General features: G+C 48.2%; 14 protein-coding genes. 11 read left to right on the top strand and 3 right to left on the bottom strand.

The window, feature by feature from the left end:
• Positions 1-198 precede the first annotated feature (198 nt).
• The gene (locus K6T99_11155) at positions 199-1,755 is read left to right on the top strand and encodes an ABC transporter ATP-binding protein (GenBank protein MCL6520379.1); all 1,557 of its coding nucleotides are present in this window, start codon (positions 199-201) and stop codon (positions 1,753-1,755) included.
• Positions 1,745-2,797, top strand: coding sequence for an ABC transporter permease (locus tag K6T99_11150; GenBank protein ID MCL6520378.1), 1,053 nt, complete (start codon positions 1,745-1,747; stop codon positions 2,795-2,797). Before K6T99_11155 ends, K6T99_11150 begins: the two co-directional genes overlap by 11 nt.
• A gap of 8 nt (positions 2,798-2,805) precedes the next feature.
• Here the strand turns inward: K6T99_11150 and K6T99_11145 are convergent, their stop codons facing one another.
• Positions 2,806-3,843: a uroporphyrinogen decarboxylase family protein gene (locus tag K6T99_11145; protein MCL6520377.1), complete on the bottom strand. Its 1,038-nt coding sequence runs from the start codon at positions 3,841-3,843 to the stop codon at positions 2,806-2,808.
• Between the two features lie 67 nt (positions 3,844-3,910).
• Positions 3,911-6,742, bottom strand: coding sequence for a hypothetical protein (locus tag K6T99_11140; protein ID MCL6520376.1), 2,832 nt, complete (start codon positions 6,740-6,742; stop codon positions 3,911-3,913).
• 230 nt (positions 6,743-6,972) lie between these two features.
• Between K6T99_11140 and K6T99_11135 the strand changes: the two genes are divergently transcribed.
• The 3 genes from K6T99_11135 to K6T99_11125 are packed head-to-tail and all read left to right on the top strand — an operon-like array spanning position 6,973 to position 13,114.
• Positions 6,973-9,924, top strand: coding sequence for a beta-galactosidase (locus K6T99_11135; protein ID MCL6520375.1), 2,952 nt, complete (start codon positions 6,973-6,975; stop codon positions 9,922-9,924).
• 48 nt (positions 9,925-9,972) lie between these two features.
• Complete coding sequence (locus tag K6T99_11130) at positions 9,973-11,004, top strand: LacI family transcriptional regulator (GenBank protein ID MCL6520374.1); 1,032 nt, start codon at positions 9,973-9,975, stop codon at positions 11,002-11,004.
• A gap of 28 nt (positions 11,005-11,032) precedes the next feature.
• Positions 11,033-13,114, top strand: coding sequence for a sulfatase-like hydrolase/transferase (locus K6T99_11125; GenBank protein ID MCL6520373.1), 2,082 nt, complete (start codon positions 11,033-11,035; stop codon positions 13,112-13,114).
• A 17-nt stretch (positions 13,115-13,131) separates the two neighbouring features.
• Here the strand turns inward: K6T99_11125 and K6T99_11120 are convergent, their stop codons facing one another.
• Positions 13,132-13,776, bottom strand: a complete 645-nt coding sequence (locus tag K6T99_11120) for a hypothetical protein (GenBank protein MCL6520372.1) — start codon at positions 13,774-13,776, stop codon at positions 13,132-13,134.
• Between the two features lie 177 nt (positions 13,777-13,953).
• Here K6T99_11120 and K6T99_11115 point away from each other — a divergent pair, with 177 nt between their 5' ends.
• The 6 genes from K6T99_11115 to K6T99_11090 form a co-directional block, all read left to right on the top strand.
• Entirely contained in the window at positions 13,954-17,271 is a 3,318-nt protein-coding gene (locus tag K6T99_11115; GenBank protein ID MCL6520371.1) for a hypothetical protein, read from the top strand.
• 111 nt (positions 17,272-17,382) lie between these two features.
• Positions 17,383-18,102 (top strand): BON domain-containing protein, encoded by a 720-nt coding sequence (locus tag K6T99_11110; GenBank protein MCL6520370.1) that lies wholly within the window; start codon positions 17,383-17,385, stop codon positions 18,100-18,102.
• Positions 18,103-18,125: 23 nt separating this feature from the next.
• A complete protein-coding gene (locus K6T99_11105) occupies positions 18,126-19,562 on the top strand; it encodes an aspartate ammonia-lyase (GenBank protein ID MCL6520369.1) in 1,437 nt (478 codons plus the stop codon).
• Between the two features lie 161 nt (positions 19,563-19,723).
• On the top strand, positions 19,724-20,374 hold the full coding sequence (locus K6T99_11100; GenBank protein ID MCL6520368.1) for a hypothetical protein: 651 nt from the start codon (positions 19,724-19,726) through the stop codon (positions 20,372-20,374).
• A 203-nt stretch (positions 20,375-20,577) separates the two neighbouring features.
• Positions 20,578-22,074: a GAF domain-containing protein gene (locus K6T99_11095; GenBank protein MCL6520367.1), complete on the top strand. Its 1,497-nt coding sequence runs from the start codon at positions 20,578-20,580 to the stop codon at positions 22,072-22,074.
• Between the two features lie 88 nt (positions 22,075-22,162).
• A partial coding sequence (locus tag K6T99_11090; protein ID MCL6520366.1) for a hypothetical protein occupies positions 22,163-23,372 on the top strand: 1,210 nt, incomplete at its 3' end.

Raw genomic sequence — 23,372 nt, 5'->3', positions numbered from 1 at the left:
ACAGTTCGAATGCCGAATTGATATGGTTTAATGAGTTTTAAAGCCAAATAAGGTTTTGCAATTTTATATTCTCTAAAGTTATCGGTACTGAGCATTTAAACTCTACCCGGCATACTTTCAGTTTACTTTTTCGCCAATGCTGAAGCACTGGCGAATCGAGTTGATTCTCATCGCCAGCCAGAGGGAAAAATAGGAAGCATGGATTCACCTGTCGTCGAGATGCTAGCAATAACAAAGCGTTTCCCCAGCGTTATTGCAAACGATAAGGTTGATTTTACTGCTTATCAGGGAGAATTGCATGCGCTTATCGGCGAGAATGGAGCTGGCAAAACGACCCTCATGAACATCCTTTATGGCATGCTGATGCCTGACCATGGAGAGATACGTATCTTCGGCAAGCCAGTTAGAATACAAAGCCCGCGCGATGCCATCAGTCAAAAAATTGGCATGGTTCACCAGCGCTTTATGCTCGTACAGGCTTTCACAGCGCCGGAAAATATCATTTTAGGTTGTGAGCCAACTTACTTGTTCCAAACCGACTATCATGCAGCAGAGAAACGGCTTTGCGAGATATGCGAGCAGTTCGGACTTTATGTTGACCTTCACGCCCGAGTAGCCGACTTGTCTGTCTCATCCCAACAAAAAGTGGAAATACTCAAAGCACTCTACCGGCAAGCGCGAATACTTATCCTCGATGAGCCAACAAGCGTGCTTGCACCACAGGAAGTGGAAAGCCTGTTTGCCATGCTCAGGCGATTGGTTGAAGACGGTATGTGCATCATCCTCATTAGCCACAAGCTCCGAGAGGTGCTGGGTTATTCCGACCGGGTGACGGTTCTTCGACATGGCAAATCCGTCGCCTGCCTTGAAACCACCTCAACGAGTGCCGATGAACTTACCCGACTGATGGTCGGCAGTGAGGGCGATTTTGAAATACCAAGGCAGGCTAGAAAAACAGTAGATTCAGCAAGTGAACCCATCTTAAAAGTAAGCAACCTGAGAGTAATTGGGGAATCCGGCGTCCCCGCAGTTAATGGAGTAAGCTTCGAACTTTACCCTGGCGAAATCCTGGGCGTCGCAGGAATTGACGGCAACGGTCAGCGGGAGCTGGCGGAGGCGCTTATTGGACTTCGCAAAGGTTTGGGGAGCATCAAGCTTGATGGTCGGGAAATCATCGGCACGTCGGTCAGCCAGCGTCTCAAATCAAGAATTGCATACATACCTGAGGACCGCCGCTTCGCTCTCCTGCCTGAGAATCGCATAATAGATAATGCCATACTTGGCTCACACTGGGAGGAACCAATTGCGAAGGCTGGCATTCTTAATATAAGGGCTTGTCGGGAGCATGCATCACGCTTAATCGAGAACCTCAATATAAGAGCAATTGGCCCTGAAATAGCTGCCGGACAGCTCTCAGGAGGAAATCAGCAAAAGCTCGTGCTTGGCCGAGCACTTGAGCGCGAGCCTAAACTGCTGATTGCAAGCCAGCCAACGTGCGGCTTGGACGTAAGCGCATCGGCAGAGGTCCGAATGCGCTTAATTAAAGCATGCAACCAAGGAGCAGGAATTCTGTTGATATCCTACGACTTAGATGAAATACTAAGCCTTAGCGATCGAGTAATGGTGATGTTCCAAGGTCGAATTGCCGGCATCTTAAAAAGAGAAGAGGCAACCCCCCAGAATGTGGGAGCACTGATGCTTGGAGAAGGCATTTTGCCATCTTCGTCAAAGGAAGAAGGTCAAGGTGGAACATAAAGAGCACCCAATAATTAACAGATTACCGCCTTTCTTGCATGCGGCTGGCAATCCATTGGCAACGCTGGGAATTGCATTTGGGATTGGTGCGATAGTTATCCTAGCATCAGGAGAAAATCCCTTTGCCGCATTTGGCGCAATGTTCTCCGGCGCATTTGGAAGTGTTCCGGCAGTCTGCGAAACCATTGTCAAGGCAATCCCTCTTACGCTTGCTGGGCTGGCGGTAGCATTAGGTCTCCGTGCAGGGATTTTCAACATTGGCGTGGAGGGTCAGCTTCTAATCGGCGGGCTTGCGGCAGCGTTGGCTGGTTACATTCTAAAACTGCCAGCGTCCTTGCATATCCCCTTATGCCTCATTGCGGGAATCCTTGGGGGTGCGCTTTGGGGCTTCCTGCCTGGCTTGTTAAAGGCAAAACGCGGTGTACATGAGGTCATCACTACAATCATGCTTAACTACATCGCGTTTTACCTCACTCACTACCTTGTAACCAATCAATTTCAAGACCCCAACTCAATGGCACCGCAGACGCCCGAAATTCAGCCAACCGCTTTTTTAGGTAGCCTCGGAGTCGCACATTGGGGAATTCTCGTAGCAGCTCTTGGTGTCATCGGCTTTGCATTCCTAATGAATCGCACGGTAGTCGGCTATGAACTAAAGGTGGTAGGCACTAACCAGGACGCCGCCCGAGCATCCGGCATAAATGTGCCAGGGATGGTTGTGCTTGCTATGTTATTCAGCGGCGGGCTGGCAGGACTCGCGGGTGCAGTTGAAGTTCTAGGGGTACACCATCGGTTCTATGACCAATTCTCCCCCGGCTATGGATTCGACAGCATTGCTGTCGCTCTTCTTGGCAATAACACTGCCGTCGGAACAGCGCTTTCAGCACTCCTCTTTGGCGCACTGAGAAATGGCGCGGTAAGCATGCAGCTAATCACCGAAACGCCAAAGGAGATTGTCACGGTTATCCAAGCTATTGTAATCGTTCTTGCCGGGATGAAATTCCTCGGAAAGAGATATCCTAGGCACGCATCGAGCAATTAGCGGCAAAGCTAGCCATGGCTTTCTGACCACTCCCGCGCCGCTTGGACAAGAGCATCTATATTCTCAGCTGATGTGCCGGGATTCGTGCCGCCGCCAGCTGAGAGTATTATTCGCCCTCCAGTCCCATCAAGCGCTCGCTTGGCGCTTTCTTTCACCTGCTCCGGCGTCCCCTCTGTCAGCACCTGAAGAGGCGGGACATTCCCCATTAGGACTACCTTGTCTCCAATCCGCCGATAGAGTTCGCCGGCGTCTATTAGGTGGCTGAAATTCAAGATGTCAAAGCCCGTTTCTGCGAGGCGCTCGGCAAATGGCTCAATATTCGCATCATTGTGATAGAGTTTGAGCATGCCATGAAAAGCATTAAATATTCGCTTAAGATATGGATGGGCGAACTCTTCGTAGTCAGCTGGTGATAAAAGACCTACTATGTCATCAAGAACGAAAATTGCCTCGACATCGGGCAAGTTCTTTGCTTGGGCATCCAGCCAGCGGATTACGGTTTCAGTGCAAATATCGAGCAAACGATGCGAGTTCTCAGGTTCAATTTTTATGTCTATTAGGAACTCGGTAATCCCCCGAATGAATGTTGCAAGTGCTAGCGGACCTCGGGCAGAGACTATGCGAATTGAATACCCCATTGGGGCAATCTGTTCCTGGGCACGCCGCTGAAGATGCAGCACAAATGGCATTAGTCCGTCATTTTGTGGCGATGGTACTGTTAGCCGGCTGACCTCGGAGATGTCGGAGAGCACAGGCGAAACCGAAGGTGGAGAATCTTTCCACCATGATACTTTGCACCCATGCGCAGAGGGCTCAATCGCCATTCCATATTCGACCCAAAAGCCTGGTATAAATATCACGTCAGGGAAGCGCTCGACGACGTGCAGGTTCGCCTCCAGCCATTTATCAGGTTCTGTGAAGTATTCCATTGCCCCTATGCCTACAAACGGCGGAATCCAAGGGCTGTCAACTAATAAAGCTACTGGAGGCTTGATCTTAGCTCCTTGCACAATCGCCTTCAACTGCTCGAATTGGTCTTTTTTCATCTGTTGCTCCTTACTTTTGGAAAAGTCGCGGAAGGCTATTCTAATTTCGAAAAGCCAGCGCTAATTTTTAAGGCATGTTAACTTCCCCAGGCTTAGCGCGGTTTCCCAGGGCGGCGCCTTTCTCCATGCCAGCTATCCTAATAACGGAATCCTTTGCGTTCACCCAATACCTCAAGGTGAACTCAGTCGCAGCCGCCGCAACGAGTTCCTTTGACTCGCCTGTAAGAATTAGCCACTGGCGGCCATTGCTGGCATTATGAAGTATGACCACTCCTTTGTCTTTAGGAATGCTTTGTGATAGATTGCCAATCAACATGTTTGTTTTCGGAGTGCCAACTAAAATTAAATTATCGTTCGCCATCCGCTCTTTAGGCAAATCCTCAACACTGCACAAGTAGAGTGGTCGGCCTGTCGCAGATTGAAGAGTATTGAAAATTTGGTAAGCCATTTCCAATTCCAGCGCCGGCGAATCCTTGCCAAATGCAACAGTTATAGGATGGGCATAATCAAATTGCTTAACAACACCAGGTCCCTGGGGATACTCCACGAGGTCGGGCATAACAGGGTCGCTGAACTTGGGCATCCCTTGATTAGAAGCAATTCCCCAGCCGCAAGCACTACCTCCTGGGTAGTCAGCCTTAAGGAAGTGATGATAAGTGCCTACTTGCGCGCCGGGCATCAGCAAGATTTCGATACTTCCCTCCGCCTTTCCACCAGGCTTAATGGCAACTGATGACCCCGTGAGCAGCCGCGATTTTATACTACCGAAAGCAACTGCCGAAAGCCTCAGCGATATCGTCCTACTAGTCTTGTTCTCGATAGTAAAATTAGCCGTGGCTCTGCCGTCCCTAAATACTGTCTCTCCAATTGTAATTGGAAACATGCGAATGGGAGAATCGGGCCGTGCATACCGTCGTATAAGCCCCATTAGCTCCACCGCCTCAGGTTTTGGTCGGCGGTCAAGATGGATTGTCTCATAATGGCGAATGCCCTGGCGAGTAAGCCGCGGATTCACACTCAGCGTTTCCTGCCAGTGGAACTGCATAAACTCGGGTATCGCTCTCGGTTTGAGCATTCCGCCGTATATCTTTGCAAACTCCCTTGCTCGGGCTTCGGAAGTCCAGCGAGTCAATATCTTCCAATTGAACTCACCAAGCGTTGGCTCGCGGCAGATGGTTCGGGCATAGCCTGCCATGGCAAGTGCAATAGACGAAGTCGCGATGTCCCATTCTGGACCGTGTTGGTAGAAATGATATCCTGCGCGGTCGAAAGGCACTCCCAGCCGCAAGAGACGATCAAACATCCCAACATTGCAGTTGCCGGTGAGAAAAACTTGCGTATCAGGGGAGATTTTCTTGATTGCATTGTACTGAGCAGTCCAGCGTTCCGCATCACCTGGTTTTATCCCTGGGATCAGAATTTCATTTTCCAACTCAACCCGCTTTACAACATCACTATACCGACGGGCAATGGTTTGCATCCATTCCGGCGAGCCTGCAGTGTCTACCAACACTTTGAGCCCAAGCATGCGGCACTCACTCATGTAGAAATCAAGAAACGCAAGGGCATCTTTTCTATCCATCTCGCCGAGAAGCTCCAAGTGGTGCAGGCGCACCCAATCGAAACCCATCGAGCGAATGATTCTAAGGTCGGTCTTCATTTGAGGAGTTAAATCCCGCCATTTTTTCCATAGCTTTGGCGAGAAAGGCCACCAGCCTTCTCGGTCAAGACCAGACACTCTATAATAGTCAAAGTTCTCGCACATAGTCGAATAAGGAAAATAGCTTGTTCCAAACTCAACAAATGGAACACCCAGGTCAACTATTACAGTATCACCCAAATCAACCACGCGCTGAAAACCTGAATATACAAATAGTTGGCTGTCCTCCCACCCAACCCTAGGCTTCTCAGCAATTGCCAGCCGCCACCGCAGTCGAACTGGCTCACCTTTTATGGGAGGAACATAGGAAGTTGGCAACTGTGAACGTGAGCGCTCTTGTTCGGGACTTGGCCCAGCAATTTGGGAAACCAAATACACGCTGTCGCCATCTTTTCGAACTGCCTCACGGATGTAGTAGCTATTGACGGCAATCCAGCGACCTGGTTTCTCCTCAGCGGTCAGTCCCGCCGCAAAGCCATTTACTGCTGCAAAGTGGAAACCACCCGCCCTCCAAGAGCACCAATCGGCGCCGTGGGTCATTGTGAAGTTCCTGTGATATTTAGCTGGTTCATCCAAACCCTCGATAACTTTCCCACACCAACGCATTCTCAAGTGCTTGATTCCAGGTGTTGCAACTCGCCTCACAAGGGCAACATATGCCTTCTCCGAATTACCCTCCGACCTGGTAAGTTTTACATCAAAATCAACGAATCCGGCGGCGCATGGCATGACCAAAATTTCGATGTCGTAGCCGGAGTTCTGGCACTTACCAGTTATCAATCTTTTGCCCCTGAATTCGAAGCTTAACGGTTCAAAGCAAGACACTGCGTGGGCCGTGCCGGCTTCCGTGCCTGGCACGACCACTAACCCGAGCTCAACGCGCCCTATCTCCACGCCGCGACAGAGAAGCCTAAGGCCACCTGCCATCGGCTCCACGGAGAGGATGCTTTGGAAAAGGAGACTATCTTTTCGGTGGCCATCTCCTTTTCGCGTTAAGCGCAGTTGCGAATGCCCGGGCATATCAATAAGCACATAAGCCCTTCCCTTTGCTACCTCTGCAATGCCATTTTTAGCCTCAAAATATCCATCTGCGGAATTCGCTAGGAAGGTAACTGGCCCCATGTATGGCAGGTCATGATTGTTTCTAATCACTATTGACCGCATAGCCAAAGCAGAGGGCTCCATAATCAATACAACAAAGACCGTGGTAGCCCAAATGATGCGGTTGAGCAAGCCCATTTAGTTTACTCCGCGAAGTTTGATGTAAATAGTTTAACGTGTAACCAGTCGTTCATCCCAATTCTAGCCGTGAGGTTGGAGAGTTGTCAAGTATCCGTAGGCGCTTGACAAGTTTACTGAGTGGGAGTATTGTTGGTTACACGAGTCACCATACCTCTAGGTTATGCTAGTTTGGGCTTTTATTTTTCGGCATCTGTCTTTTCGTGCATTGCCAATCAAGGAGGTTTAAAATGCGAATTCTAACAGTACTTTTGTCTTGTCTAGCACTCGCCAGGCTAGCCACGGCAGGTGTAATACCCGTGATAGCCAATCCCGGATTTGAGAAAGGCAGTGCAGGTTGGGGATGGTATTCCAGAGCCAAATGCACATATGCCATAAGCAAAGAAAACCCTTACTCGGGCAGGCAATGCGTTGTCTTCCATAATGAGAGCCCTCTCGAACCTGAGGTCTACGGCAGACTCTTTCAGGTTGTCGGCGTCTTGCCAGCAACTGAGTATGAATTGAGCGTATGGGTTCGGGGAAAAAACGTTTCATCTGCAATACATTTCACCGATTGGAACTCTTACACCCTTAACATCCCAAGCGGCAGCTATGATTGGCAAAAAATATCCACAAGGTTTCGAACAAAGAATGACCAAAATAGCCTAAACATTGGCATCAACGTCGTCAATTTATGCGATGAACTAGCGATTGATGACATTTCACTCAAACCCATCGGTTCCCCATTAGAAACGAAAGGCATAAATGGATGGTTTCTAGCGCCAGGCACGGTTATTGGTGACAACGCTCCAGCCTCAGTCGCTATCTTTCTCAATTCTACACGGAAAAGCACAGCAACCGTCGAAGCTATAATTCGCGCTGGGAGCGAAATCATTTTCAAAAAGAGCGCCCAAGTAAAGCCAGGCGAAAACTCTTTCGAATGGGAGTGGAACAGCGGCAAGGCACCAGTTAGACAGCTTGAATGCACCATAACCATTTCAGATGAAAAAGGCAAGGTTGTTGCTGGAACAAAAAAGATTGAGAAACTCGGTTCTGCGATTTCTGCCGATTTGGACAAGGTTGAAGCTAAACTCAAAGATTTCGATGCACTCTATAAAAAGTGCAAGATGAAAGGAATCCCCCTCGATTATCCGCTTGTAACGCGAACCATGGTTGAGCAGTTCCTGCCGCTGGCACGGATGGACTTACAGAAGGGCGAGATAACGCGGGCTAACTGGGCTGTTGGCGATTTTAATCGCTCACTCGACAACGCAATGGCGGAGATGCAGGCATATCTCAAAAATCCAAAACTTGCGCCAAATGCTGTTAGATATCGCACGAGCAAGGTTGAGATAAAGGGCTTGAGCTTCATTGGCGATAGGCAAGATTCAAGTGGCAAGAAGAGCCGAGGTCCAGTCTTTTTCTGCGGCTATGGGCACTTTGGCCAAGTGAGGACAGACATGCCTCGTTGGCCAGGCTATGGCGTGAACATCATTCAAGTTGAGATTGGTCCCAGCGCCGTTTTCCCCTCGGAAAATGAGGTCAATCTCAAACCTGCCCAAGACATCGCCAATCTTCTCGACCAAGCGGCAAAAAACAATGTAATGGTCAATATTCTCCTCTCGCCGCACTACTTCCCAGGTTGGGCATACCAGAAATGGCCACATTTAATGAAAGGCGGCGGTGGATTCTTTGGATATTGTGTGGACGCACCCGAAGCAAAACAAATAATAGAGAAGTTTCTGCGAACGGTTGTCCCTCTCTTCAAAGACAAACCGGCACTACACAGCTTTTGTCTCTCAAATGAGCCTATTTTCGACCGTGCCGCCGGCTGTGATAACACACCAGCCATGTGGGCCGAATATCTTGCCAAAGTACATGGCGACATTGCAACGCTGAACGCACGGTATAAGACCCAATTTTCAAGCTTCTCTGAGGTGCCAATCCCTGCAAATGGCCACTATGACGCACCGCAATTCTACGATTATGTCGTGTTCAACCAAGAGCGCTTTGCAAGCTGGCACAAATGGAAAGCAGATGTTATTCATGAAATGGCTCCAAAGGTTCCTGTACACGCAAAAATCATGGATTCAGCACTTCTTTCAAGGTACACAATCGCATGGGGAGTTGACCCAGAGCTTTTTGGCGAACTTTCACAAATTAACGGCAATGACAACTACGCTTTCCCAAGCGGCGAGACAATCGCCTGGGGCTCAATGAACATAGGCTATGATCTACAGCGCTCACTAAACAAGAAGCCGATATTTAATTCAGAAAACCACATCAGCCCTGACCGCTCGAATTATTACATCAAACCGGAGAACTTCCGCACAGCGCTTTGGCAAGGGGCAATCCACGGCCAGGGAGCAACCACTATTTGGGTATGGGAAAAGACATATGACAAAGGGTCGGACTTCTATGGCAATGTGATGGACCGCCCAGGGTGCGCGGAGGCTGTCGGGCGCGCGTGCCTTGACCTAAACCGCTTTGCGGCTGAGGTTACAGCCCTGCAGAACGTTAAGGCGCCGGTGGCGATTTTGTGGTCAAATGCTTCTATCGCCCGAAACCAGCAATATCTGGATGCAATGTCCAGAGCTTACACAGCCTTGAACTTCTGCGGCATAAAGATTGACTTCATTTCAGAAAAGCAACTTGCTGCCGGCAAGGGAAGTGATTACCAAATCATCATGCTTCCAAATGCAACCCACCTTCCAGAGGCATCCTTTAAAAGCCTCCTTAAATTGCCGCCCTCCAGCCAATGCGTCATCTTCGGCAACTCACCATCTAAAGACCCATGGGGAAATGACTTTCCCGATAACGAAGTCGCCCAGCTTTCTAAACAGGCGGTGATTATTCCTCTCGATGCAAGCCCAGATAAAGAACTTTGGCCCAAGCTGCTCTCACTGCTTGATAAGATGAACCTACTGCCCGAGATTCGCGTTGTAGATGCATCAACCAACCAACCGGTGTGGGGAGTAGAATGGCTACCTGCCAAAATCGGCAGTCGAACGGTCATAAACATGGTGAACCTTCTAGAGAAACCAGTGGACGTAAGAATAGTTTCGTTGGGCAGACAAACTACCGAGGATAAGCCAATGTCCCCCAGAATTCTGCAGGCTCGAGATCTCCTTTCCCTTGGTGGGCAGGCAAAGGTGCGAACACTAAAAACAGTAACGCCTGTACTGGCGGAAATTGGGCAATAAGACATGTAAAAAATTAAGTGCTCAGTTTGCTTAAACTAAATCAATACTATGTCAAAAACACAGCCGACAATCAAAGATGTTGCCAGGAGAGCAGGGGTTTCACACGCCACAGTGTCATATGTTCTCGCTGGCAGTAAACACGCCTCGAGGATAAGTAAAGAAACAAAGCTCAGAGTATGGGCTGCTGCCGAGGAATTAGGGTATAAGTTTAATCCAGTCGGCCGAGCCCTCAAGCGAGGACATACCGATACTATTCTCTTGCTAATTGTTACTTGGCAAATGGCTAAGTCACATTCGCAGACAGCAATGGCGCTCAGCCGCTTAGCAACAATGCGAGGGCTTCAGCTTACTGTAAATATAGTTAAAAACGATTCCGAGGCAGAGTCATTTTTGAATCAAAGCATGATAAGCAACCACGAGGGATTATTAGTCCTGTGGGATTCGCCAGCAGTCGAAAAGAGCACGCTAGCCCAGCTTGCGAACGAGGGTTTGCCCGTGATTGATCTTCTTCCGGGCGCCCAAGGAAACATAGAAAGCGTCACTGCAGACCGCGAACACGCCGGCTACACATTGACACGGCACTTAATTGAACTAGGACACCAGCGGATAGCATTTATCGGGGACACAATTTCTCGCATAAAGACCACCATGCAGAAATACGCGGGCCATGAACGGGCGCTTCGTGAGGCAGGGATTGGTATAGACCCCAGCCTCATGCAGAATGTCGAAGGGTTTGGCTTTGACGGCGGCTTTCAGGGTTTTCAAGAACTTATTACCCGCCAGCTGAATTTCACCGCCGTAATTTGCATAAACGACCCCATGGCACTCGGCGCCATGGCTTGTGCCCAGTCCATGGGCATGCAATGTCCACGCGATATCTCATTCGTCGGTTATGGAGCGTTTGATGAAGGCGAGTACTGGCGCCCCTCCCTCACCACCGTCGGCCTTTCTGCAGACTTGGTCGCAGAAAGTGCAGTAAATGAGATTGTGCGGCTGCGAAGCAACCCAAACGCCAAAAGAGCGAATATATACATCCCCGGCGAACTGATTATCCGAGAATCAACCGGTCCCGCCCCATAGGTGTCTGAATAAAAAGGAGGAGTCAATAATGGGCAAACAATCACGCAAAATGACCAGACGAGAATTCGTCGCAAAAGGAGCCGCGGTCATCGGAACACTTACAGCAGGCCTCTCATTATCAAAGCCTGCATTTGGGGAAAACAGACCAAACATCCTATTTATATTAACTGATGACCAGCGATACGACGCCATGGGTTTCATGGGCCGGCCATCATTTCTAAAGACGCCAAACCTCGACCGCCTCGCTCGTGAAGGCGCTCACTTTGAAAACGCATTCGTTACCACCGCGCTGTGCTCGCCAAGCCGCGCCTCATTTTTAACTGGCACCTATGCCCATAGGCATGGCGTTGTGAATAATGAAGCTAATGACCCAGATTCCTCCTGCCCAACATTTCCTCTTCTCCTTCAAAAAGCCGGCTATGAAACAGCATACATTGGCAAGTGGCATATGGAACCGAAGGCTGACCCCCGACCAGGTTTCGACTACTGGCTCAGCTTCAAGGCTCAGGGCATATATGAAAACCCGAACCTTAACGAAAACGGACATGAGTTTCAAGCAGAAGGATATATGACCGACTTATTAACCAACTACGCCGTCAATTGGCTAAAGCGAAAGAGAAGCAAGCCTTTCTGCATGATACTTGCGCACAAAGCAGTTCATAGTCCATTCACCCCCGCGCCCAGGCATAAAAATGCATTCCCCAACGCAGAGATTCCAGAACCCGCAAGCTACAAGGACACGTTCGAGGACAAACCCGAGTGGATGCGGCGAGCGTTTACGTTCGGAGTCAGGCGAGAACGGTGGATTGCAAGTCTGAAAGAGCCCGCCCCAAAGAAGGTCGAACGGGGTGCATGGAACCCTCGCGAGCCAAGGCGGCTAGATTACTATAGAACGATACTAGCTATTGATGAAAGCGTTGGACGAGTACTTGATACCCTTGAGGAGATTGGTCAGCTTGACAACACCGTTATTGTCTTTGCAGGCGACAACGGCTTCTTCATGGGCGAACATGGCTTGGGAGACAAGCGATTGATATATGAAGAATCAATTCGCATCCCGCTTCTTATGCGCTACCCAGAGATAATAAAACCTGGAAGCAAGAGAAAAGAAATGTTTCTTAACATAGACCTTGCTCCAACACTTCTTGATATAGCAGGAGCAGACATTCGCAAAACAATGCAAGGGCGCTCAATCCTACCAATCCTAAAAGGCAAGAAAAGTGAGTGGCGCGAGTCATTCCTATATGAATATTTCCGAGAGGAATGGGCGGCAGGATTACCCCTAATGCTAGGAGTTCGTTCAAAAGATTGGACATATTGTTCTTACCCCGATATGAACGACATTGAGGAGCTATATGACCTTCGAAATGACCCGACTCAGGTTCGCAACCTTGCTCTAGATTCGGCACATCTGGAGAAACTAAAGGAAATGCGTGCCGAGCTTGAGCGATTAAAGAAGGAAACAGAATATCCCGAAGGAAAACAGTTGGGAGCTCCGCCAGTGGGGCCCGTAGAAGAAGCTAAGGTAATCGAGGGGCTTGTTCTTTCCTTTGACTTCGCTCGCGGCGATGCATCTGACGTGTCTGGGCATGGAAACAGTAGCAAGCTACACGGCGGACAACTTGTGGAAGAAGGCGGCAGAAAAGCCCTCAAGCTTGAAAAAGGAGACTATATCGAAGTTTCAAGTTCACCCGCCCTCAATCCTTGCATGACGCCCTGGACAATTGAAGCGCTCATCAAAGGCAAGGAAGGCGTCGTCATGGCTCAGGGAGGCGAAAGTTTCGGCTACTCCCTATATCTCGAAAGCGGCATTCCCCGATTTGCATTGCGGTCAGAGGAAACCCTAACGGAAATTGCGGGGAACAACCCAATAGGCAACGACTGGGTACGCCTCACGGCCGCCATTAGAAAACACAGCATCGAGCTGTACGTAGACGGCAAGCTAGTTGCATCCACCGGGAATGTGGGACTTCTTCCTGCCAAACCGCACGAAGGTCTACAAATCGGCATGGATACAGGAAGCTTGGTCGGCAGCTACTCGAAATCAATTCCGTATAGCGGGCTGATTAAGTATGTGCGCATTTGGGCAGGGGAACACAAAATCGAATGATGGCTGGCGGCTATTGCCTATCCTAAACGATTTCTCCAATATAAAGAATATAAAGTAAAAGCCCCAACATAAAAGGCGAGAATTCCCAATCCTGCTGGCTCAGGGACTGCCGCTAAATTCGATTCATCAAACCATGTTGAGCCATGCTGAGTGAACTTCGGAATCCAAGGGCGACTGCCGTCAAGCGCTCCCGACCCTGAAGCAACCGCTGCAACATGGGTAACGAATGCCAAGCCAACTGGTTGCGGACCATTATTGTTGATAAGCTTACCGTTGGGCTTTGGTTTGTATTTAAAGACAGCAGATTGTCCCGGTCCAATTGCACATGGTGTAAAGTATTTCTTGCTTGAGTCTGCGACTTTAAATTTGTTGCCGTTCCATATCCAGCCTTCAGGGGCTACCCAAGAAAGTGGTTCTTCCACCTGAAAAGGAATTAATTCCCAAATCAAAATATCATACTCACGACAAGTATCTCCAGGGAGCGAGGAGTTATTAAAAAGAGTCCATGTATATTCACCTTCAGCAAACATCCAAGTCACCGACGTCAGCCCACTTGTAACCGCAGAATTCCAACTCTGGGCGTGTGCCGTGAGGGTAAGCAAGACGATGAGCATGCCGGCAAATATAAAAGCGGCAAATATCCTGCGCAGTAAAATGTTCACCAGGATCCCCTTTCAACGAACAAGAAATCGCTCAACCTTCATTCTGGCAATGCGCAGGAAAAACTTTAGAGCATAAATACCCAAATATTTATACTAGTTTTCTGATTGCTTACTTGACAAAAAGGCAGTAGCGATATAAACTTAATAAGTTAGGGTAAGAACAAAGAGGAGGCCCAAATGAGGCTTAAAATTCCTCGAATACAAAGGGCAGTTTTTCTTTCCTTAATTTTGCTTTGTTTGAGCACCCCAGTCCATGCCAGCTCGCAAACAGAAAGCATCCCCACGACTGCCCCGCCTAATCCTGCGTTCTTGAGATATTTGCAAGAGACCGCTCTAGTGAATTCCGAAGCCAACCAAAGCATCGCAAAAGGCCTTATACCACCGCCACTCGACCTTTCACATTCTAAAGGAGAACGCATCTCAACCACTCGCACTCTAGTAGGATTCCCCTCGTCATTTGACCTGCGAAATCTCGGGAAGGTTACCCCAATAAGAAACCAGGGTTCCTGCGGAAGCTGTTGGGCGTTCGCAACTTATGGCTCAATGGAGTCTTGCCTCCTTCCTGATGAAACATGGGATCTCTCGGAGAATAACTTAAAGAACCAACACGGCTTTGACCCAACATGCTGCGCAGGCGGCAACCATTGGATGTCAACAGCATATCTTGCGCGCTGGGATGGCCCAATCATCGAAGGCGATGATATCTATAACGCCTCAAGCTGCACATCACCAACAGGGCTTGCAATTCGAAAACATGTCCAAGCAGTTGATTTCATTCCGGACAGGGCAGGACCACTCGACAATAACAACATTAAGCAGGCTGTAATGACCTACGGAGCAGTATATACAACCTTCTATTGGAACTCCTACTATTTTAATTACTCGACCTGCGCATACTATTTCAACGGCATGGGAGTAAGCAACCATGCTGTGTGTATCGTTGGGTGGGATGACAACTATCCAGCAAGCAACTTCTACATTACCCCTCCAGGTAACGGCGCCTTCATCATCAAGAATAGTTGGGGCACAAGCTGGGGTTCGAATGGATACCTTTATATTTCATATTACGACACTTGCATTGGCACCGACAACGCTCTCTTCCACTCTGCAGAGCCAACAATCAACTACAAACAAGTCTATCAATATGACCCTCTCGGCTGGGTATCAAGCCTTGGTTACGGCAACACAACCGGCTGGTTTGCTAATGTCTTCACCGCAGCCACTAGCGATTATCTCGCCGCCGTTAGCTTTTATGCTGCTTCGCCAAACTCTAGCTATGAAATATATATCTACCTCAACCCAACATCTGGACCAATCAACCCAAGTGGGCCTGTCGCAAGCAAGGTTGGCAGTCTGGCGAACGCTGGATACCAAACAATCCCCTTGGATTCGCCAGTTCAACTTACGATTGGTGAAAAATTCTCGGTTGTAGTAAAGCTAACGACACCCGGGTACAACTGGCCGATTCCATACGAACACCCATTCCCAGGATACTCGAGCGCTGCAACAGCAAACAGCGGCGAGAGTTATGTTAGCAGCAATGGAACATCCTGGAATGACATCACTAATTACGTTTCTAATGCGAACGTCTGCTTAAAAGCCTTTACAACAGAGGCAATCGGCTTGGCGGTCACGCCAACCTCAGAAACGTTCTCATATGGACCGGTTGGTGGGCCGTTTAACCCGCCAAGCCACACCTACACTCTAACAAACAACAGCAACTTAACCATCAATTGGAGTGCAAGCAAGACCCAGCCTTGGGTTAGTTTATCCAGCGAAAATGGTACTCTTGAACCTGCCGAGAGTACGAACGTTGTGGCTTCGTTCAACTCAAATGCCAACAGCTTACCTGCCGGCGTATACTCCGACACGATTACTTTCCTAAACACAACCAATGGCGTAGGTAGCACCACTCGAAATATTATTCTAACTGTGCGAGATGGCAGCCTACAGGTAAGCCCAAACACCGATTTCGAATCAATAGGAGAACCTGGTGGACCATTTTATCCTTCCAGCATTACTTACACCCTAACCAACATCGGCTATTCAAGCCTGGATTGGAATGCCACCAAGACAGCATCATGGATTACCCTTTCCAAAACTTCCGGTAATCTCGAGCCCGGGGCGAGCGAGGAAGTAATTGTATCCATCGGGCCGGAAGCGGCAACCCTGCCGGTTGGGATTTACTATGATACGGTGACATTTACAAACACAACCAATGGCGATGGTGGCGGGACCCGAAACGTAAAACTCGAAATAGCAAAGAACTACCGCATGGAAATCATACCAATAAATTGGGTAGACCCAACTAACCATACAACATATACTCTTTCCGATGATGGCGTTACCCCAGCCCTGACAATACCGTTTACTTTCACCTTTTACGGCACAGCATACACTCAACTTTATGTGGCCGCAAACGGCATGATAGGTTTCCTAAACAATGGCCTTGATGCGTTTTCGAACACGGATATACCTAACTCGGCCGCACCAAATGCAGTACTTTACCCCTATTGGGATGATTTAGACCCATCTGCCGCCGGCAGCGTGAAGGTTGGCACTGAAGGCACTTCACCCAACCGCCGATTTGTGATAAGCTGGGTTGGCGTACCCCATTATTCTACGCCCTCGAAGCCATTCACTTTCCAAGTTGTCCTATATGAGAACTTGAACGACATAGTCTTCCAGTATCTCGAGGTCCAGCCTGAGGATACTAACTGCGGAGCAGGACGAAGTGCAACAATCGGAATCGAAAACTCATCTGGAAACATGGCATATAAGTATTCCTATGATGGCAGTACACTGCTCTCGAACAATCAAGCGATTAGATTCACCATGCTTCCCAGAATTGGAATCGAAGCCGCAAAGAGCTTGCCAAATGATGAAATGGTTGCCATAGATAGGGCAATTATCTCTGCCTCATGGTCCAGCCTTTTCTATATCGAAGCCGACGACCGCCGATGTGGAATTGCCGTTTCAAAGCCATACCACGGACTCCAAACTGGAATGCGGGTTAATGTCGTTGGCACAATTAAGACAAACTCAAATGGCGAAAGGTACATAGAAGCAATAACAGCCGAACAATCGCCGCCCCCTGATAATACCGGCACAGTTGAACCCCTCTTGCTTTCAAACCGCGACCTAGGTGGCGGCGATTGGAACTATGACCCAATAACTGGTGCAGGCCAGCAGGGAGTGTGCGACAAGATAGGTGAACCCTCTCCTCAGACATGCAACATAGGCCTCCTCGTTTGCACGACGGGACGAGTAACCTATTCCAACCCATCTTATTCTTATTTCTATATAGATGACGGCTCGGGAATAATGGATTCGTCTGGCTATCCAGGCATCCGCGTGTTGCGCAGTGGTCTTTCAGCTCCTGACGTAGGCAAGTATGTGGTGGTCACTGGTATAAGTTCATGTTGGAAATCAGGTTCGGATATCTACCGCCTGCTTCGTCCGCGAGCTCAATCCGACATCATTGTATACGACTAAACGTTGCAACGCCCCCAATAAGACAATCCACATGCACTCGTTCTTTTAGTTTTGCTCTTTATTCACCAGGGTATATGAATAAGGAGCTAGTTCATTATTAGAATTGAAACAATGAAATTTCCGCATACAATTTTGATAATTCTGCTGATATACATGGTTGCAGGGGGCGCTCAGGCTCAGAATATATCCGATACTCAAATCCAAGAGAAGATTTTAAGTCGAATAAAGCCCCAACTAAGGCCCCATGATGACATTACAGTTAACGTCAAAAACGGGGTTGTCACAATCACTGGCAAGGTTGGCGAACTCCAAACCAAACAAAGCATACTCAATTTTGCAAAGAGAACAATTGGAGTTGAGCAGATAGTTGATCAGATAACCGTCGTGCCTTTGGAAAAACAAACCGACAATCAAATTCTCAGAGAAACCCGCACGGCACTCCAAGGCAACCTCAGCAAAGACGAAATCTCCGCCATAAAGGTTCGAGTGGAGAACGGAGTAGTTACACTTAGTGGCACCCTTAGCAACAGCTATTCAAAACAAATTGCTGGCTTGGCTACTAGCTTAGTTGCTGGCGTTATAGACGTAAAGAATGAAATTGTAGTGCGCCCGAAGATTTTTCGAACAGATGCGGAAATATTAGCCGACGTGCAAGATCGCTTTAGAAAAAATGCGTTTGTTGCAAACCAAAAGATAGATATTTCTGTCAAAAATGGCATAGTTACCCTCAACGGGATTGTAGATAGTTTTACGCAAGTTGAGCAAGCAGAAGCAATCGCCAGATTCACACCCGGTGTTGTTGACGTCCAGGATCTCCTTTTTGTTAGATAGCTTGACTATCGGAAAATGAAATTATGAGCAAGAATAAGAACGAAAAAGAAGGAAACCCTGACAGCCGCATTGAGCGCGACTGGCTTGGGGAAAAAGAAGTTCCGGCAGATGCTTTATATGGGATTCATACGGTTCGCGCTCTTGAAAACTTCCCAATAAGCGGACAGAAGGCTATCCCCGAGTTCATCACAGCTTTGGCAATGGTAAAAAAGGCCGCGGCAGTGACAAACATGCGAATTGGTCGTTTAAACGAAGACATTGGCCTAGCAATCCGCGACGCCGCCGACGAAATAATCCATGGCAAATGGCACGACCAAATTGTTGTCGACGTATTCCAAGCAGGAGCCGGCACCTCGCTCAACATGAATATGAATGAAGTGATTGCAAACCGTGCCCTCGAACTGCTAAACCTCCCAAAAGGAAGCTACGATATAATCAATCCCAACGACCATGTTAATATGTCACAATCGTCCAATGACGTCTTCCCAACTGCTATGCGGATTACTGCCTTAAAATTAGGCAACCGACTTTTGGAATCGCTTTCAGAGCTTGAAGACGTTCTTTGGAGCAAAGCAGATGAATTCGACCACATGCTAAAGTCGGCACGCACGCATCTTCGCGACGCTGTGCCAATACGCCTCGGCCAAGAGCTAGCCGCATACGCGGTTACCATTGGAAAGGTCTCACGCCATGTTCACATAGCCATGGAGAACCTAAAGGAACTTAATATCGGGGCGACTGCTGTTGGCACAGGAATCAACTCCACAATTGCATATAGAGTTATAGCCCTGGATGAACTAAAAGAATATACCGAAATGGAAGACCTTCGCCCACCAGAAAGCTGGGTCGAAGTTACCCAGAGTGCAAATGATTTTCTTGATATTTCGGGAGCCGTCCGAGATACTGCAGTTGCTTTAATGAAAATAGCAGGCGACATAATCCTCATGTATTCAGGACCAATGACAGGCTTTGCCGAAATAGACCTGCCTGTCGCTCAGGCAGGTTCCTCAATCATTCCAGGAAAGGTCAACCCATCGATGGCTGAAGTGCTTGAAATGGTTTGTTGCCAAGTGATAGGCAACGACTCGGTCATTGCTCATGCGGCAAGAAGCGGCCGCCTCGACCTCAACACGATGACACCAGTCATAGCACGCAACCTATTCGAATCTTTGATAATTCTAAGGAACGCTGTTTCAGTATTTACGGAAAAAGCCCTCCGCGGAATGGTAGCAAACGAAGAGCGTTGCCGCACTTTTGCAGAGAATAGCTTGGGGCTGGCAACCGCATTGAGCCCAAAAATTGGCTACCAAGCTGCCTCAATGGTAGCCCAAGAAGCGCTTCTTACAGGGAAATCCGTCCGCGAGGTCATCATTGAAAATGGCCTCCTTACCCCCGAGGAACTTGACCGGCTCCTAAAACCAGATGCCCTAACCGAACCTGGAATCCCTGATACCTCCTAGCACAGAACCTATTCTCACTCCAGTTCTTGGACGCTTGACAAACAGGGATGTTGTGATATAGAATAAGTTAAGCATACACAAGCGCCTAAGGATTAATTATGTGACCTTCGCAATCATACGCACGCAATTTTCCCAAGGTGCTCACTGTGGGAGGTACGCAGATGTCGCTCATAATCAAAAAGCACTACTTTTGGTTAATCCCACTGTGCCTTCTCTTCTCAGGATTGGGAGTCTTTATTTATTGGCAGCAGGAGATTAGCGCACAAAACCCGCCCGCTGAGCCACCACCACCAAACCAGGCTCAGAGTAGCGTTACTGGTGCACCAGTTGATTCCGGTGCGCAACCAGGATCCATAGCTTCGGTGCCTCCTCCGACCCCAACGGAACCAGTCTATGGCTTAAAACAGGTCGTGTCCTCGGGCATAAAGGTCGTAAAAATTAAAAACTGGGATGGCAGCGCGACTGAAATACTTCGGTTTAAGTACAAATCCATGGACGGCAGGATAATGACTGTTCACCTGCCAGCAGTATACAAAAATGAAAAGCGCACAAGAGCCGGTTGGAATACACTGTTTACCTGCTATGCGATGGATTACGAAGCCATGCTTGACCAAATCGAGCGAAATAAGCCTCCCGATGTATCAGCCTTTATGAACCAGCTGGTGGCGGAAATCAGCGGACAGGTTCCCGAGGGCACTTTCGAAAAAACGACAGCTGGCGTAGAAGAAGCGATGGATGTAGCGCGCCATTACCTTCCAGGTATGGGAATCGGTGACATCTCGCTCCCGCCACTCCTACCGGGCATGCCTTAGACTTAATTAAACAACTTTTCGCTAGATGGTATGAACCCCACCGCACGGTGGGGTTCATTTGCTAATTAGCTTCAGCCCACCACAAAATACCCACACATTGATACTTTTTAATGGGTGCGTATCCTAAGTAGCCAGTGCACAATCACCGATAATCAAATTGGTTGGAAACCATCTTACACATCACAAAGAAGGGTGACACAAAATTGGAAGTATTGTCACCTGAAATTAAAAAAGCTCCCGAAATAGAAGCCGAGCAAGACATATTAATTCAGCAGACGCAGCCTGCAAAACAATACGCCGTCAGGATGATTCTATGTTCGGCTGCATTAGGCGCGCTAATTTGGGCAATTCGGGACCTGCCCCTGTTTGGATGGATATACTCCAACCCAGGGGTACATGCACTCACAGAAGGTTATGCAGGGCTTCTTGACCTTGGTCTAATTTACTGCATGTGGATTCACTATTATGTAAATGGTGAGCGCAGAGCCCTTTTGGCTACAATTGCTTTTAGCGGCGCCGGCACAGCACTTATTGCGCATGGAATAACAAGCTTAATTAATCCAGTCTCTTGTTCAATCATCGAAAGAGTTGTGAACTATTACTGTATAGGTTGGCAAGTCGCTTGCGCTATTCTTCTAGCAGCTACAGCAAGGGACGAAAAGGTGGAAGAGCTCGAAACCGTGCGGCGCATGGGCAAGAGACCTATAATTGCCAGCTTATCCCTTTCTATATGCCTCGCAGTCTGTCTGCCCATACTTGCCAGATACAATTTAAAGTTACAGGAAAATTTGCCATTCGGGCTGGGCGGCTTTTGGCAATGCTTTAAAGAACAATTAGCGAATAAAGGCCTCCATGACGCACTTCTAGTGACTGCCACATTCGCCGCACTATATGTGGGCGCACATGCTTATGCAAAGCGAGAAGACAATTTTACTCGTTCCCTCATGGTCTTTGGCGCATTAATAGCACTCTCGCAGATGGCTGATGCTGCATCTGGGCTAGATTACAGCATTATGTGGTGGCTAGCACATTTGTTTAGGCTCTGTGGCTTCTTCCTACTAGTTATCTATATGGCAAAAGAGTTTGGTGCATCATACTCAGATGCACACGCTAGGATTTCACATTTAGAAGCCGTCCACTATATGTCATCAAGCTTATCGAACACACTCGACCTTCGGGTAGTATTGCTAGCGATGGTTTCTGACATGGCTAGAATGCTTTCTGCCACATATGCTTCGGTCATGCTTGCCAACGAAGAAGGAACAACTCTCACCACCTACGCGACATATGGTTTGCCCGAGATGCCGCTAAACCCAAGGAAGCCGCAGAACGTAGAGGGAAGTGGCCGGCCAGGATTTTATTCCGGCCATACAGCAAAGGCGTTCAGAGAAAAACGCATAGTCGTTGTAGATGATGTCTTCGCAGATGTTGAGTTTATCCCTTGGAGGGTTCTAGCCGCAAGCAGCGGTTATGCTGTATCAGTGCCGCTGGTATATCAAGATATCGCCCTAGGTGTACTAAATTTATTTTTTAACAAACACGTCCCTTTGAATGACGAAAAAATGCGTCTTTTCCAGACGGTTGCATCTGCAGCTGCAGTGGCAATCGCAAATGCTCAGCTATATGAAAAGTCTCTAGCCGCCGACCTCTCCTCTGCTTTCAATCCAGCCTCTTCCCCAAAGATTCGACTGGCATCTTAGACTTAGCATTATTATATCCAATAAAAGGAACTCCTTGAATTTTTGCCGAAGTCATAGCATGAGGATGCTACCTTCGGAGGCAACAAACATGGCGACCATCACATGCTTCGACGGTGTTGGGTGCATCGGCGGCAATAAGATTTTCCTCAAAGACAAAAACACGGGGCTCTGGTTCGACTTTGGCCTCAACTTTTCACATATGGGCAAGTTCTATGAAGAATATTTGAAGCCAAAGGCTTGCCTAGGCCTTTATGAACCAATCCAGATGGGGCTAATTCCTCCCATCAGCAACCTTTACCGTAAGGACTTGGAATCTAGCATTGCCAATCCTTGGGAGGGTGTAGAAGCTCGCGATATCGGAGAAACACACGGCATTCTTATATCACACGGCCACCTAGACCATCTTGGCAGTATTCACTATGTAAAGGATGACATTCCAATTTACTGTTCCGCCATGACACTGGCACTCGCAAAAGCGTGCCAAGATATTGGCATGGGAAACGAGTGTTCGTATATCTCCGAACGCAGGGAAAAATCTACCGGCGAACTCGAAGTTGATAAAGACAAGCCAACCTCTTCGCGACCTTACTGCCTTACCGATGAAGAGCCTAATGAAAACTTAATAAAATTCTGGAACTCAACCCCATCGTCTAGAAAGGCACATGAACCTAAACCTATCATAAAATCTTCAAAGTGTGGAGACCTGACTATCTGCCGTTTTTCCGTAGACCACTCGATTTATGGAGCATCAGCCTGGGCAGTAGAAACAAGCGAAGGATGGGTGGTTTACACAGGCGATTTGCGATGCCACGGAACAGCTTGCCATTATACATGGGACTTTGCAGATAAGGTAAAAAAACTCAAGCCCCGGGCACTAATAATCGAAGGAACACGCATCAACTCTAACACTAGGCGTACTGAAGAAGATGTTTATAGCAACGCTCTTCGCCAGGTAAAAAAGGCGGAAGGGTTAGTGGTTGCTGACTTTAATTCAAGAAACATAGAAAGGCTAAACGCTTTCCTCAAAATCGCCAAAGAGACTGATAGAAAATTGGCAATATTAACAAAAGACGCTTACCTCATAAGAGCAATGAGGCTTGTAGATTCTAACATTCCATCGCTTGATGACGACAACATCGTAATTTATTCCGAATTTGAAGCGGCTACAACCAATTGGAAAAAATTAATTAAAGACGAATACAACCATAAGCTTATTGAACCAAAAGACGTCAGAAAGAACCAAGATAAGTTCATTTGCTGCTTCAGATTCTTTGATGTAAACGAACTAGCCTTGATTA

Source organism: Armatimonadota bacterium (assembly GCA_023511795.1).
GTDB lineage: Bacteria > Armatimonadota > UBA5829 > DTJY01 > DTJY01 > JAIMAU01.
The sequence above is the reverse complement of the archived record's forward strand: the minus strand, read 5'-3'. Positions and strand labels throughout refer to the sequence as shown.